The organism is Archangium sp., from assembly GCF_057119385.1.
In genome coordinates, this window is sequence record NZ_DBNGVP010000164.1 from 22,324 (window position 1) to 36,437 (window position 14,114).

The following is a 14,114-nucleotide window of genomic DNA, read 5'->3' on the forward strand; positions in this document are numbered from 1 at the left end:
GGTCGACTCGTGGAGCCACCACACCCGCCGCGCGTTGCCGGTGTTGATCCCCGCGGTGGTGATTGGCTTGCTCGGCTCCCGCGGACAGCGCTGAGCTCCTCGGTGCGCAAAATGTCCAACCTTTGTCTCAACTTCAGGTGAGTGGGGACGGACGTGGGGGCGCCTCGGGAGGGGCGTCCCCTTGCGCGCCTACACAGAGTCTAGACATCCTGGGGTTTCACGGACGAAGTCACTGCTCTCTCCTCTCCGTGAATGGACGCCCGAATGGAATTGCTCCTGCCAGCGGCTCGGTTGCTGCCCAAGACGGTCTGGGCCGAGGGCCTCGAGCTCAGCACGCTGGAACGCATCACGGATGCCTTCATCGCATTCGATCGCCAGTGGCGCTTCACCTACCTCAACGCCGAGGCGGAGCGGTTGCTGCAGCGCTCCAGACAGGAGCTGCTGGGCCGCGACGTCTGGGAGGAGTTCCCCGAGGCGGTCCACTCCGCGTTCCATCGCCAGTACCACCGGGCCATGGCCGAGCAGGTGCCGGTCTGCTTCGAGGAGTACTACCCGCCGCTGTCCGTCTGGTTCGAGGTGAGGGCGTACCCGTCGGAGGACGGGCTGTCGATCTTCTTCCGGGACATCCAGGAGTGGAAGCGGGCCGAGCGGGTGCTGCGCGAGTCGGAGCAGTTCCTGCGCTCGGTGCTGGACTCGTTGTCGGCGCACATCGCGGTGCTCGACGAGGCCGGTGTCATCGTCTCCGTCAACGAGGCCTGGCGGCGCTTCGCGGCGCGCCATGGGTTGGTGGCTGGAACGTGCCGCGACTGCCATTGCGGTGTGGGGGAGAACTACCTGGCCGTGGCGGACGCGGCCGCGCGGCAGGGGCTGGAGGACTCGCGCGCCGCCGCGCGGGGCATCCGGGACGTGCTCGCCGGGCTCCGGGAGGGCTTCGAGCAGGAGTACGCCCTGGGCGGTGACGCATCCGCGCCGCAGTGGTTCCAGATGCGCGTCACCCGCTACGTGGGACCCGGGCCCATGCGGGTGGTGGTAACACATGAGGACATCACCGCGCGGCGGGTCGCCGAGGAGGCCACCCGGCGGCTGGCGCGGGAGGAGGCCGCGCGCGAGGAAGCCGAGGCGGCCCGCGCACGCCTGCACGCGGTGTTCGAGCGCATCACCGATGGGTTCCTCGCCTTCGATCGCGACTGGCGCTCCACCTACGCGAACCAGCACGCGGAGCGGTACCTCTCGCTGAAGCGGGAGCAACTGTTGGGCCGGCACCTGCGCGAGTGCTTCCCCGGAGAGGCGGGCGCGCAGCTGGAGGAGCTGATGGTCCGGGCGGCGCGGGAGCAGGTGCCGCTCGAGGCCGAGGTGCCCTCCGCCATCCCGGGCCGGTGGTCGCGGTTCGTGATGTACCCCTCGCCGGAGGGGGTCTCCGTCTACTTCCGTGACATCACCGAGCAGTGGCGCACCCAGGAGGCGCTGCGGCACTCGGAGGCGAAGCTGTCGGGGCTCGTCTCGCTGGCGGCGGACGCGATCATCGCGGTGGACGAGGAGCAGCGCATCCGGCTCTTCAACGAGGGGGCGCGGCACACCTTCGGGTACCAGCCCGAGGAGGTGATGGGCCAGTCGCTGCACCTGTTGCTGCCGGAGCGGGAGCGCGAGCCCCACGCCCAGCACTTCCAGGGCTTCGCGACGTCCGCGGAGAAGGCCTCGCGCCGCATGGGGACGCGCCGGCGCGTGGAGGGCCGGCGCAAGGATGGGGAGCTGTTCCCGGCGGAGGTGTCCATCACCCGGCTGGAGCTGGGCGACGAGCGCATCTACGCGGCCGTGCTCCGGGACGTCACCGAGCAGCGCAAGCGGGAGGAGTCACAGCGCTTCCTCGCGGAGGTGGGGGCCTCGCTGGCGCGCTCCCTGGACTACATGGAAACGGCGCGGGCGGTGGCCCGGCTGGTGGTGCCGGCGCTCGCGGATGGGTGCGCGCTCCTGCTCGGGGAGGGGCCCCTGGAGAAGCGGCAGCGGGTGGTGGCCGCCAGCGAGCCCACGTGGGAGGCGTCTATGCGGGGCGATTCCCTCGGGGAGGCTATGGAGCAGGCGGTGCGCACGGGGGAGCCGGTGCTCGTGCCCGGCGGCCGGCTCCTGGCCCTGCCCCTGGTGGTGCACGAGCGCAGCCTGGGCGCGCTCGTCCTGGTACTGGGTCCGGCGCGCCAGGCGCAGGGCCCCGAGGAGCTCGTCCTGCTCCGGGCGCTCGCCCACCGGGCCTCGCAGGCCCTGGAGAACGCGCGCCTGTACGTCACCGCGCAGCAGGCCATCACGCTGCGCAACGAGACGCTCAGCATCGTCTCGCATGATCTGCGCGCGCCCCTGAGCGCCATCTCCCTGCTGACCACCCTCACCGAGCAGTATCAGATCCCCAAGGGGGAGGCCGGCAACGGCGCCCGCGAGTCCCTGGGGCGGATCCGCCAGTCCGTGCTCGACATGAACCGGCTCATCGAGGATCTGCTCGCGGTGGCCAGGCTGGAGGCGGGGCGCCTGTCGATGGACATGGAGGAGGTGGAGGTCGCCCTGCTGCTGACGATGGCCCGCGAGACGAACGAACTGCTCGCCGCGGACAAGTCCCTGCGCATCGAGGTGGAGCTGGCGCCGGGGCTGTCCCCCGTGCGCGCCGATCGCGTCCGCATCCACCAGGTCCTCCAGAACCTCGTGGGCAACGCGCTCAAGTTCACCCCGGCGGGAGGCCTCATCCGCCTGCGCGCGGAGCCGGGAGAGGGCGTGGTGCGCATCTCCGTCTCGGACACGGGGCAGGGCATCGAGCCCGAGTACCTCCCCCACGTCTTCGATCGCTTCTGGCAGGCGCGCCATGCGCGCAACGCCGGGGCGGGGCTGGGGCTCGCCATCGTCAAGGGCATCGTCGAGGCGCACGGGGGGCGCATCGACGTGGAGAGCCAGCTCGGTCAGGGCACGACGTTCACCTTCACCCTGCCGCTGGCCTGAGCGGAACTCCTTCTCCCTCTGGGAGAGGGCCGGGGTGAGGGTCTACGGGTGGGGCTTGTCGCGAGAAATAGGCCCCACCTTGCCCCGGGTGACGCGCAGATAATCCGCGGGAGCGAGCACGAGCTGCGTGCCCCGCACGCCCGCGGACACGGCGATGACGTCGAAGAGCTCGAGCGTCTCATCCACGAATACGGGGTAGTCCTTCTTGCCCCCGATGGCCGTGCAGCCGCCGCGGATGTACCCGGTGAGCGGCTGGAGCTCCTTGAGTGGCACGGTGTCCACCTTGCGGTCCCCGCTCAGCCGAGCCAGGGCCTTGAGGTCCAACTCGCCGTTGCCCGGCACCACGGCCATGAGCACGCCGGTGCGATCCCCGCGGGCCACGAGCGTCTTGAAGACCTGCTCCGGAGGCATGCCCACCTTGGCGGCCACGGTCTCGGCGGAGAGGTCCTCCAGGTCCACGTCGTAGTCGCGCAGCTCGTAGCGGATGCCGAGCGAGTCCAGCAACCGTGCCGCGTTCGTCTTCACGGTGTCACGCTCCCAGGGCCTGGCGGGCGGCCTTGATGCGGGCGAGCGCCTCCTCGGGCGTGGTGCCCACGGCGGACAGGTGCCCCATCTTCCGGCCCTTGCGCGCCTCGCGCTTGCCATACAGGTGCAGGCGCACGCCCGGCATGGCCAGCACGGACTCGAACCTGGGCCCACCCTCGTTCAGCCACAGGTCGCCCAGCAGGTTGACGATGGCCGCGTGCCGCACCACCTCCACCGAGCCCAGGGGCAGGTTGCACACCGCGCGCACCGCCTGCTCGAACTGGCTGGTGAGGCAGGCGACCTCGGTGGCGTGGAAGCTGTTGTGCGGACGGGGCGCCAGCTCGTTCACCAGCAGCCGGCCGTCCTTCAGGAGGAACATCTCCACCACCAGCAGGCCCTCGACCTCGAGCGCCGTGGCCATGGCCCGGGCGATCTCCGTGGCCTGGGTGCTCACCTGGGGCGGCACCTGGCCCGGCAGCAGGGACCAGTCCAGAATCCGCTCCTCGTGGTGGTTGTAGGCGGGCGGGTACACCGCCACCTCGCCGTTGGGCGAGCGCGCCACCAGCACGGACAGCTCGGCCTCCAGGTCCAGCGCGGCCTCCACCACCACGGGGCGCTGGCCCAGCTCGCGCCAGGCCTCCGGGGCCTCGGCGGCGGACTTCACCTGGTACTGGCCCCGGCCGTCATAACCGCCCTCGCAGGCCTTCACGAAGCAACGGCCGCCCAGCTCGGTGGCGGCGGTGGCCAGGGCCTCCTGCAGGTCCGCCTGCCTCCACGGACCCTGGGGGAAGCCGTGCTTCGCCAGCCAGGCGCGCTGCCGCCCGCGGTTCTGCACCACGTCGAGCACTCCGGGGCCCGGCCGCATCGGCGCGTGCTGGGCCACGGCGCGCAGGGTGTCCATGGGGATCTTCTCGATCTCCAGCGTCACCACGTCGCACGCGCGCGCCATGCGGGTGGCGTCGCCCACGTTGCCGAAGTCGGCCGTGTAGCACTGGTCCACCACGAAGCGCGCCGAGCACGCCGGGTCCGGATCCAACGCCTGCACCTGATAGCCGAGGGTGCGCGCGGACAGCGCCATCATCCGGCCCAGCTGCCCACCCCCGAGGATGCCGAGCGTGCCGCCCGGCAGGATGGTCCTCTTGCTGTTCATGCGATCTCCCTGTCCCGGAGCACCTCGTCGGTGCGGGCCTGCCGCCAGGCGGCGAGCCGCGCGCGGAGCTCCGGGGACTTGAGCGACAGGATGGAGGCGGCGTACAGCGCGGCGTTGATGGCCCCCGGCTTGCCAATGGCCATGGTGCCCACCGGCACGCCCTTGGGCATCTGCACGATGGACATCAACGCGTCGAAGCCGTTGAGCACCGTGGCGGGGATGGGCACGCCGAGCACGGGCAGCAGCGTCTTGCTCGCCACCATGCCGGGCAGGTGGGCCGCGCCTCCAGCCGCCGCGATGATGACGGACAGGCCGCGGCTCTCGGCCGTCTCCGCGTACTCCATCATCCAGTCCGGCGTGCGGTGGGCCGACACCACCCGCACCTCATGCGGGATGCCCAGCTCCTTCAGCACGTCGATGCCGGGGCGCAGATGCTCCAGGTCGCTCTTGCCCCCCATGATGACGCCCACCCACGGTGTGTCCGCGCTCAAGCTCTCGCCTCCGGTGCGCCCTCCTGGTGATGCCCAGGAGGTGCGGGGAACGCGGAGATAGGGTGGGGCGATTCCGCAGGTCAACCGGAAGCGTACGGCCAGGCGGCGAAATCCGGGGGGGGAGGGGGCTCAGTAGGTGGAGCCCAGCTTGCCGAAGCTCTTCATGGCCTTGCTCTTCGTGCGCTTGACCGCCGCCCCCACGGACTCGTCGTCGGACGCCTGCTCGTACTCCTGGAGCACCGCCCGCTGCTCCTCCAGGTCCGCCGCCACCGCCGCCGGGCTCGCCACCGCCCCCGCCTCCTGGAAGAGGGCCTGGTTCTGCATCACGTAGCCCTTCGCCTCCTCCTTGCGCCCCTCCCGCAGGGCCTGCGCCGCCATCTTCAGGTTCTTCGCGCTCAGGGCCCGCGTCGCGTACACCGTGGCGTCCTTGTCCTGCCGCGCCAGCACCTCCTCCCGCCGCTCCGTCACCATGGCGGACAGGCTCGCCGCGCTCTCCACCCCCGCGCTCTTGAGCAGGTCCGTGTACGCCAGCTTCAGCCCCGTGACGTCCACCGCGCTCCCCGCCCGCGAGCCCACCACCGTCACCCGCGCCACCACGCGCTCCACCTGGCCCGAGGAGAAGTCCGGCAGCGGCACCCGCACCGTGCGCCCCTCCTGGTGGAACCGGTAGCCCAGCACCTCGCCCAGCGTCACCCCCTCGGGCAGCTGGAAGCGCAGCTCCACGCCCCGCGCCACGCTCGTGGACGCCTGCCGCAGATCCTTCTGGAAGAGCGAGGCCAGCTGCCCCGCGTCCTCCAGGAAGCCGTACGCGCCCGCCCCGTACTCGGCGAAGCCCTGCATCAGATCCTCGTTGAAGTCCGTGCCCACGCCGATGGCGCTCACCGTCACCCCCTCGGCGCGGATGCTCTTGACGATCTCCGTCAGGCTCGCGTCGTCGGTGATGCCCTCGGTGGCCTGGCCATCGCTCAGCAGGATGATGCGGTTGACGGTGGAGTCACCCCGGGCGGCCGCCACGTGCGACTGGCCCGCGTGCAGGCCCGCGCCGATGTTGGTGCCGCCATCGTCCCAGATGCCTTCGATGTACTGGAGCATCCGCTCGCGGTTGGCGGGCGTGGCCGGCAGGCTCGGCTGGCTCTTCACGTCCGAGCCGTAGTGCACGATGGCCAGCCGGTCCTCCGGGCCCAGCAGCCCCACGAGGTGCCGCGCGGCCTGCCTGGCCTGTTGCAGCTTGTAGCCGCTCATGGAGCCCGAGCGGTCGATGACCACCGCCAGGTTCACCGGCGTGCGCTTGGAGCCCGGCACCTCCACGCCGGTGACGTCCACCGTGACGAAGAGATCCGTGCTGCCCGGGGTGATGTAGGGGTGGGACAGGCGGCTCGTCATGGTCAACGAGCCGTTGGAGGCGGTAGCGGGCCGGGGCGGCTCCACCGGGGTGGCGGGGTGGGGCGGCGCCACGTGGGGCAGGCCCAGCACCAGGGCGGTGAGGGCGAGTCCGGCGGCCAGGGAGACGAAGGCGACCGTCTTGTTCATGACAGAGGGCTCCTTGCGGCGAGGGCCCCTCTGTCGACGTACGGCGCGCGAAAAAGTTCTACGCCCGTCTCACGGGGTGATCTTGTTGCCCGCGCAGAAGTAGGGCGAGTTGCTGTCGCCGAAATAGGAGCGGTACGTCGCCGGGTCCTTCTGGCGCAGGTCGTCCAGGGCCTGCTGATCCAACAGCAGGGCGCGGCAGCTCATGCGGCTCTTCACCGACTCGATCGCCTCCGGGTCGGTGACGGGGCAGGGATCCACGAGCTCGTCCGGCACGCAGGCGCTGCTGCAGTAGCCGAAGACCTGCCCGTTGTCGGCCGTCTCCACGGGCATGTCCGCGTCCTTCACGCAGACCAGATCCTCACAATCCAGCGAGCCGAAGGAGATGAAGTCCTGGCCCGCGGACAGATCATTCACCACCACGGGATCCGACTCCCGGCTGGGGTCCGTGCTCTTCTTCACCAGAAGGCACCGCTTCCCGATATCGGAATTGACCTTGCAACCGCCGCACAGCAGCACGGCGCTCACCAGCAGGGCCAGACGCGAAGACATCGACGTGCACCTCACGAGACTCATGTGGGCGGCCACCGTAGCACAGTGACTCGCCCTGCCAACCGGACCCTGGTTGCATGGATGCTCCCTCTGCGAGAGCGCCGGACACTCCCCCTGCAACTGTACCGGGTGGATACACAACGGGGCCCTTTCGTCGCGCTCGCCATGCAACAGAGGGAGCAGGCGAGCGGAGTTAGGTTGATGGGTTGCGAGCGTGACGGATAGGATGCGCCTGCCTCAGCCTCCGATTTCGAAGGTGTATCGGTGGGCGGACGCCCCCATGACACGGAGCTCCCGGAAGTGAATCGCCTCCAGGCCATCGTGCTCGCGCTGTGCATCGCGCCAGCCTCTGCATTTGCCCAGAACCAGGAAGACACGGGGCTCGGACTCGATCTGAGCAGCGGTGAGCAGAAGCCCCAGGAAGAAACCGACACCAGCGCGGAGACGCCCACGGAGGAGCCGCCACCGCTGCCCTCCACGGTGGCGGAGCCGCCCCCGGCCGAGCCGCTCTCGCCGGCGGAGCGCGACGTCACGCTCGACGACCGCGTCAAGAGCGTGCAGCGCAAGGTGTACCTGAAGAAGGGCCGCTTCGAGCTGGCGCCCGCCGTCACGCTGTCGGTGAACGATCCGTACTACACCAAGTTCGGCGCCGGGTTGCGCGGGGCCTACTACCTGGCGGACACGCTGGCGGTGGCCGGGCGCTTCTCCGTCATGCAGGTGCTGCCCGAGGATGACGTGCGCATCGCCAAGCGCACCTTCGACAGCCGCATCTTCTTCTCGGTGCCCCAGTGGTCCGCCATGGGCGACGTGGAGTGGAGCCCGCTCTACGGCAAGGTGGCCTTCCTCAACGACATCCTCCACTTCGATGCCTACCTGCTGGGCGGCCTCGGCGTGGTGAACACCCAGACGTCCCAGGTGCTGACGACCAGCAGGACGCCCCGCGGCCCCAACTTCGCCGCGGACCTCGGCGTGGGCGTGCGCTTCGTCGCCCGTGACTACCTCGCGGTGAACGTGGCCCTCATCAACACGTCCTACGTGGATCAGCCCCTCAACACGAGCAAGGGCGCCACCCAGAACCTCATGACCCTCAATGCCGGCATCTCCTTCTTCTTCCCGATGAAGTCGACCGGTCGGGAGTCCGAATGAAGACCGCCACCCGTCTGCTGATCGCGCTCTGTCTGGCGCCCGTGCCCGCCCTGGCCCAGGACGCGGCCCCCGCGCCCGCTCCCGCCGCTCCGGCCAGGCCCGCTCCGTCCGCGTCCGGCTCCTCCGAGCAGGAGGCCGGCGACGTGTCCGAGGTGGACAAGGATCGTCTCGGCCCCCTGCGCGAGCGCGTCCGTCCCGTCTCCGGCCACCTGTTCCTCAAGCAGGGCCGCTTCGAGTTCAGCCCGTCCGCCACCCTCTCCATCAAGGATGCCTTCTTCTCGAAGTACATCCTGGGCGGCACGCTCACCTACCACCCCTCCGAGACGCTGGGGTTGAGCCTGCGCGCCGGCTACGCCCTCAACACGGTGGCCAGCGCGGCGCAGATCTGCACCTTCACCGGCGATGACGGCAGCACCCGCGGTTGCCGCCGGCCCACCTATGAGGAGCTGGATGGGGAGGCCCCCGGCCAGCTCACCCTCATGGGCGGCGTGGACGTGCAGTGGGCGCCCATCTACGGGAAGATCTCCCTGCTGGCCGAGCAGTTCCTCCACTTCGATCTCTACGGCGTGGTGGGCGCCACCGCGGTGCAGTACCGCGGGCCCGCCAAGACGGCGGAGCTCACCGGTGGCGGCAACGTCGGCGTCGGCATGCGCTTCTTCCTCAACCGCTGGGTGACGGTGCGCACCGAGTTCCGTGATCTGATCTACGTCGAGAAGGCCCTCAACCCGGCCACCACGCTGCGCAACCAGCTCATGTTCGAGCTGGGTGTGTCCCTCTTCTTCCCCTCCGCCCATCCCGAGCCATGAAACGTCTGCTCCGGCCCCTCTGTCTCGCCACCCTCGGGCTCTCGCTGGCGTGGGCGACGCCCTCGCCCGCTCAGAGCTTCGAGGGACTGGATCTCTCCCAGCCTTCCAAGAAGAAGAAGAAGGCCTCCCGCAAGCCGCCCAAGGGCAAGAAGCCCACGGCCACCCAGGCCTCCGAGGAGGACTCCGACTCGGACTCGGGTGACACCTCCGCCACCACCCCGGCCGACACCGGCACGGCGACGGCCACTCCCGCGGCTCCCGCGGCGCAGGATGCGTCCGCCAACCCGGGCGGCATGGGGTTGGATCTGACGGCGGAGACGCCCAGCCAGCCCAAGGCCGCGCCCACCATGTCCTTCGACGCGGTGGACGTGTCCGGCAAGAGCGGTGACCGCCAGCGCCTGGACGTGGCCATCTCGCTCTTCAAGAACGAGGAGTACGAGAAGGCGGCGATGAGCTCCTTCGAGATGCTCCAGGACGCCAGGCTCGCCGGCCTCCACCTGGAGGCGCGCTACGTGCTGGCCAAGGCCCTCTACCGCATGGGCCTGTACCACTCGTCCCTGGGCGAGTTCTCGAAGATCCTCGCCGTCGGTCCCGAGACGAAGTTCTTCCGCACCAGCCTGGAGTGGCTCTTCTTCATCAGCCGCAAGACGAAGAACGAGACCGTCATCCTGGATGAGATCGCCAAGTACGCCAACCAGGAGTTCCCCGAGCGCTTCCGCACCGAGTTCCACTACCTGCTGGCCCGCTACCACTTCGTGCGTGGCAAGGCGTTGGATCAGGTGGGCCGCACCGAGGACGCCGACAAGAGCTTCAACGAGGTGAAGCGGCTCACGCTGCTCATCCCCAAGACGGACGTCTTCTACCCGCGCGCCAAGTACCTCGAGGGCCTCTCCTTCTTCCGCTTCGGCAACCGCGCCACCAGCGCGGCCGCCCGGCGCACGGACATCAACACCGTGGGCGCCATCGAGGCCATGAAGGAGATCATCCGCGTCACCCGCTCCGGCGCGGGCCTGGACGCCGAGCAGGCCACGGCCAACCAGAAGCTGCGCGAGCTGGCCTTCATGCAGCTGGGCCGTACCCACTACGGCATGCAGCAGAACCGCTACGCCCTCTTCTATTTCAACAAGGTGGAGCGCGGCACTTCGCAGTGGCTCGAGTCCATGTTCGAGTCCAGCTGGGCCAACTACCGCGTCGGCCAGTACGAGCAGGCCCTCGGTAATCTCATCACCTTGTCCTCGCCCTTCTTCCGCGAGGAGTACTTCCCCGAGGCGATGATCCTCAAGGCGGTCATCTATTACGAGAACTGCCGCTACCGGGAATCCAGCCTCATCCTCCAGGACTTCGAGCGCACCTACCTGCCGGTGCATGATCAGCTGGAGCTGATCACCAAGAAGCAGCTGGAGGCCAGCGAGTACTACGGCGTGCTCTCCGACGTGCAGAAGAAGAACAAGGAGGGGCTGGAGAAGGGCGAGACGGACGTCATCCTCGAGCGCATCCTCCGGCTGGCCCTCACGGATCAGGACCTGAAGAAGACGAACGAGTCCATCCTCGAGCTGGAGACGGAGATGGACACCTTCGGCGAGAAGGGCGACACCTTCCGCTACTCCGAGCTGTCCAAGCAACTGCTCGAGGGCCTCAAGGTGCAGCGCACCAGCCTCATCGAGAAGGCCGGCATCATGGCCAAGGGCAAGCTGGAGACGGAGCTGGTGGCGCTCAAGCAGCTGCTGGCCAACGGTTTGCGCATCAAGTTCGAGACCGTCACCAAGGAGAAGGAGTTCCTGGAGGAGCAGCTCAAGGCGGGTGGCAAGACGGCCGTCGTCAAGAAGTACAGGTTCTCGGTGGCAGTGGCGGATGACCAGCTGTACTGGCCGTACGAGGGCGAGTACTGGCGCGACGAGCTGGGCACCTACCAGTACACCCTGACCAAGGGCTGCATCCAGCGCGACACCGCCAACCGGACCATCCAGGCCAGCGAGAGCAACTGAGCCCGGACTCCCAGTAACTCAGGGGCTGGATCCGAGTGGATCCAGCCCCTTTGCGTTTGCCACGAACGTGTAAGATGGTGCTGTCATGGCCACCAAGCTCATCACCATTGCGTTCGACGTGATGGGGAGCGACCACGGCCCCGCGGAGGTAGTCAGGGGCGCCGCGCAGCTCTCGCTGGAGTCACCACACATCCACGCGCTGTTGGTGGGGGACAGAGCCCTCATCGACGACGCGCTCGCCGAGACCAAGCACAGCGGGGAGCGCATCTCCGTGCAGCACGCCTCCGAGCACGTGGGCATGGACGAGAAGCCCGGCGAGGCGCTGGCGCGCAAGCCGGACGCGTCCGTGTCCGTGGCGGCGCGGCTGGTGGCCGAGGGCGAGGCGGATGCGCTCGTGTCCGCCGGCAACACGGGGGCCTGCGTGCTCTCGTGCGCCCGTCACTTCCAGCTGCTGCCCGGGGTGCGGCGCGCGGCGCTGGCGGCCGTGTACCCCACCCGCGACAGGCACGGACAGAAGGCGGATCCGTTCTCGCTCATCCTGGACGTGGGGGCCACGGTGGAGGCCACGGCCGAGGACCTGGTGACGTTCGCGGTGATGGGGGCGGCGTACGCGCGCATCATCTCACGCAACGAGAATCCCAAGGTGGCGCTGCTGTCCAACGGCACCGAGCCCAACAAGGGCCCGCGCCAGGTGGTGGAGGCGCACGCGGCGCTGTCCGCCATGCAGGGGCTGCAGTTCATCGGGAACGTGGAGGGCGTGGACATCCCCAAGGGCACCGCGGACGTGGTGGTGACGGACGGCTTCGTGGGCAACGTGTGCCTGAAGATGCTCGAGGGCGTGCACGATACGGTGGTGGAACTGGCCCAGTACGCCTACAAGGAGAGCCTGCGCTGGCGCGCCGGCCTGGCGATGCTGTCCGGGGGCATCCAGCGCATCAAGGACATCACCGACTGGGAACAGTACGGGGGCGCACCGGTGCTCGGGTTCGATCGCATCTTCATCAAGGCGCATGGCCGCTCCAAGGCGCGGGCCATCTCCAATGCCGGCAAGGTGGCCGCCAAGGCGGTGGCCCATGACCTGGGCAAGGCCATCCAGCAGGGTCTGGCGCGGTGAGTCTTCCGGATCGCATCGATCCCAGGCCCCCGCGCCGCATCTACCGCTGGGACCTGGACAAGACGTACCTGCAGACGGAGTTCGACTCGCTCCGGGACTTGCTGCGCACCGCCTTCCAGAAGGCCCACGAGAAGCAGGCCGTGCCGGGCGCGTCCGCGCTCATCCGCGAGCTGGCCTCCAACGGGGACTCGCGGCTGTGCATCGTCTCCGGAAGCCCCAAGCAGCTGCGCTCGGTGCTGGAGGAGAAGCTCAAGCTGGACGGCGTGGTGTGGGACGAGTTCGTCCTCAAGGACAACGTGGGCAACCTCATGCGCGGGCGCTTCCGGGCCCTGCGCGGGCAGGTGGGCTACAAGCTGCCCGCGCTCCTGGAGAGCCGCGCCAACGCCCCCGTGGAGGCCGAGGAGGTGCTCTTCGGCGATGACGCCGAGGCGGATGCCTTCATCTACTCGCTCTACGCGGACATGATCGCCGGGCGCGTGGACGAGCGGGTGCTCCAGCAGATTCTCGAGGCGGCCGCGGTGTACCCGGACGAGGCGAAGCGGGTGCTCTCCGCGTGGAAGAAGACGCCGGTGGCGGACCCCGTGCGGCGCATCTTCATCCACCTGGACCGGCTGACGCCGCCCGCGCACTTCGCCAACTACGGCCCGCGCGTGGTGCCCATCTTCAACTACTTCCAGGCCGCCCTGGTGCTGCTGGCCGACGGGCACCTGACGGCCCCCCAGGTCATCAAGATCGCCGTGGAGATGGTGCAGTCGGCGGGGCACAACATCATCACCCTGTCCAACTCGTTCCAGGATCTGCTGCGCCGGGGCCTGCCGCTGCAGCAGGCGGCCACGGCGCTGGTGCAGGCGCTGGAGGGGCCCAACACGCTCATCCAGGCGCTGCGGCCGGTGCCGGACATCATCTCCGCCTTCACCAAGCGCCTGGCCGCGCTGGGCACGCCGCCCCCGCCGCCTCCGGCGCAGACGGTGGACTACCTGGAGCTCATCCACCACGCGCTCCCGCGCACGCACAAGGGACGCAAGACACCATGAGGGCCCTCGTCACGGGTGCCACCGGCACCGTCGGCTCACGGCTGTGCGAGGACCTGCGGCGCCACGGCGTCGAGGTGTCCTGCTGGGATCGGGACAGCGTCCCGGTGGACGACTACTGGGCCATGGAGCGCTTCGTGCGCTCGGTGGCGCCGGACGTGCTCTTCCACCTGGCCACGGCCTCGCGGCCCTCGGGGCGGGCCAACGAGTCCTGGCTCATCAACTACGAGTGGACGAGCGAGCTGGCGTGGATCACCCGGCAGCTCGGCGTGCGCTTCGTCTTCTCCAGCACGGCCATGGTGTTCTCGAACCATGCGCGCGGGCCCTTCACGGTGGACTCGGAGCCGGAGGCGCCCGAGGGCTACGGGTACGAGAAGCGGCGCGCCGAGACGCGGGCCTTCGAGCAGAACCCCGAGGCCCGCGTGGTGCGGCTGGGGTGGCAGATCGACGAGCGGCCCTCGGGCAACAACATGGTGGCCTCGCTGGAGGCGCAGATGCGCGAGCGGGGCAGGGTGGAGGCGAGCACGCGGTGGTTTCCCGCCTGCTCCTTCCTGGATGACACCGTGCGGGCGCTGCAGGCGCTCGCGTGGGCCGAGCCGGGGCTCTACCTGCTCGACGCCAACGAGCGGTGGACGTACTACGAGATCGTCCAGGCGCTGAACGAGCGGCTCGGAGGCCGGTGGCAGGTGGAGCCCACCGAGCACTTCGTCTTCGACCAGCGGATGATGGACGACCGGGTGGTGCTGCCCTCGCTCAAGGCCCGGCTGCCAGGCCTGCGCTGAGGCCCGGCAGGGGGGCGTTACTCGGAGAC

The 14,114-nt window shown here is 69.4% G+C and carries 12 protein-coding genes; 7 read left to right on the top strand and 5 right to left on the bottom strand.

From position 1 onward, the window contains the following. Nucleotides 1-264: 264 nt before the first annotated feature. Nucleotides 265-2,976 carry a PAS domain S-box protein gene (locus tag AC16DP_RS39865; RefSeq protein WP_329731998.1) on the top strand — a complete coding sequence of 904 codons (2,712 nt, stop codon included), beginning with the start codon at nt 265-267 and terminating at the stop codon, nt 2,974-2,976. Nucleotides 2,977-3,018: 42 nt separating this feature from the next. Here AC16DP_RS39865 and ybaK read toward each other — a convergent pair whose 3' ends face one another. The 5 genes from ybaK to cglC all read right to left on the bottom strand — a co-directional run bounded on the left by ybaK (nt 3,019) and on the right by cglC (nt 7,221). After that, the gene (ybaK, locus tag AC16DP_RS39870) at nt 3,019-3,501 is read right to left on the bottom strand and encodes a Cys-tRNA(Pro) deacylase (RefSeq protein ID WP_329731999.1); all 483 of its coding nucleotides are present in this window, start codon (nt 3,499-3,501) and stop codon (nt 3,019-3,021) included. Between the two features lie 4 nt (nt 3,502-3,505). After that, a complete protein-coding gene (purK, locus tag AC16DP_RS39875) occupies nt 3,506-4,651 on the bottom strand; it encodes a 5-(carboxyamino)imidazole ribonucleotide synthase (RefSeq protein WP_329732000.1) in 1,146 nt (381 codons plus the stop codon). After that, nucleotides 4,648-5,109, bottom strand: a complete 462-nt coding sequence (gene purE / locus AC16DP_RS39880; RefSeq protein WP_329732091.1) for a 5-(carboxyamino)imidazole ribonucleotide mutase — start codon at nt 5,107-5,109, stop codon at nt 4,648-4,650. Before purE ends, purK begins: the two co-directional genes overlap by 4 nt. A 162-nt stretch (nt 5,110-5,271) precedes the next feature. Further along, nucleotides 5,272-6,672, bottom strand: coding sequence for a vWA domain-containing protein (locus AC16DP_RS39885; protein ID WP_329732001.1), 1,401 nt, complete (start codon nt 6,670-6,672; stop codon nt 5,272-5,274). A 69-nt stretch (nt 6,673-6,741) separates the two neighbouring features. Continuing rightward, nucleotides 6,742-7,221, bottom strand: coding sequence for an adventurous gliding motility lipoprotein CglC (cglC, locus tag AC16DP_RS39890; RefSeq protein WP_329732002.1), 480 nt, complete (start codon nt 7,219-7,221; stop codon nt 6,742-6,744). Between the two features lie 300 nt (nt 7,222-7,521). Here cglC and AC16DP_RS39895 point away from each other — a divergent pair, with 300 nt between their 5' ends. From AC16DP_RS39895 to AC16DP_RS39920, 6 genes are all read left to right on the top strand, one after another. Continuing rightward, nucleotides 7,522-8,367 carry an outer membrane beta-barrel domain-containing protein gene (locus AC16DP_RS39895; protein ID WP_329732003.1) on the top strand — a complete coding sequence of 282 codons (846 nt, stop codon included), beginning with the start codon at nt 7,522-7,524 and terminating at the stop codon, nt 8,365-8,367. After that, nucleotides 8,364-9,173, top strand: coding sequence for an outer membrane beta-barrel domain-containing protein (locus AC16DP_RS39900; RefSeq protein ID WP_329732004.1), 810 nt, complete (start codon nt 8,364-8,366; stop codon nt 9,171-9,173). The genes AC16DP_RS39895 and AC16DP_RS39900 overlap by 4 nt, the downstream gene beginning before the upstream one ends. Continuing rightward, nucleotides 9,170-11,158 (top strand): adventurous gliding motility protein GltC, encoded by a 1,989-nt coding sequence (gene gltC, locus AC16DP_RS39905; protein ID WP_329732005.1) that lies wholly within the window; start codon nt 9,170-9,172, stop codon nt 11,156-11,158. The genes AC16DP_RS39900 and gltC overlap by 4 nt, the downstream gene beginning before the upstream one ends. Nucleotides 11,159-11,243: 85 nt before the next feature. Then, nucleotides 11,244-12,272 (top strand): phosphate acyltransferase PlsX, encoded by a 1,029-nt coding sequence (plsX, locus tag AC16DP_RS39910; RefSeq protein WP_329732006.1) that lies wholly within the window; start codon nt 11,244-11,246, stop codon nt 12,270-12,272. Continuing rightward, nucleotides 12,269-13,306, top strand: a complete 1,038-nt coding sequence (locus AC16DP_RS39915; protein WP_329732007.1) for a phosphatase domain-containing protein — start codon at nt 12,269-12,271, stop codon at nt 13,304-13,306. Before plsX ends, AC16DP_RS39915 begins: the two co-directional genes overlap by 4 nt. Beyond that, complete coding sequence (locus AC16DP_RS39920) at nt 13,303-14,085, top strand: NAD(P)-dependent oxidoreductase (protein ID WP_329732008.1); 783 nt, start codon at nt 13,303-13,305, stop codon at nt 14,083-14,085. Before AC16DP_RS39915 ends, AC16DP_RS39920 begins: the two co-directional genes overlap by 4 nt. The last annotated feature ends 29 nt before the right edge of the window (nt 14,086-14,114 follow it).

What these genes read in the sequence shown, in the direction of transcription:
- AC16DP_RS39865 (WP_329731998.1), top strand. Translation starts at nt 265, where the DNA reads ATGGAATTGCTCCTGCCAGCGGCTCGGTTGCTGCCCAAGACGGTCTGG.
- purK (WP_329732000.1), bottom strand. Translation starts at nt 4,651, where the DNA reads ATGAACAGCAAGAGGACCATCCTGCCGGGCGGCACGCTCGGCATCCTC.
- purE (WP_329732091.1), bottom strand. Translation starts at nt 5,109, where the DNA reads ATGGGGGGCAAGAGCGACCTGGAGCATCTGCGCCCCGGCATCGACGTG.
- AC16DP_RS39885 (WP_329732001.1), bottom strand. Translation starts at nt 6,672, where the DNA reads ATGAACAAGACGGTCGCCTTCGTCTCCCTGGCCGCCGGACTCGCCCTC.
- cglC (WP_329732002.1), bottom strand. Translation starts at nt 7,221, where the DNA reads ATGTCTTCGCGTCTGGCCCTGCTGGTGAGCGCCGTGCTGCTGTGCGGC.
- AC16DP_RS39900 (WP_329732004.1), top strand. Translation starts at nt 8,364, where the DNA reads ATGAAGACCGCCACCCGTCTGCTGATCGCGCTCTGTCTGGCGCCCGTG.
- gltC (WP_329732005.1), top strand. Translation starts at nt 9,170, where the DNA reads ATGAAACGTCTGCTCCGGCCCCTCTGTCTCGCCACCCTCGGGCTCTCG.
- plsX (WP_329732006.1), top strand. Translation starts at nt 11,244, where the DNA reads ATGGCCACCAAGCTCATCACCATTGCGTTCGACGTGATGGGGAGCGAC.
- AC16DP_RS39920 (WP_329732008.1), top strand. Translation starts at nt 13,303, where the DNA reads ATGAGGGCCCTCGTCACGGGTGCCACCGGCACCGTCGGCTCACGGCTG.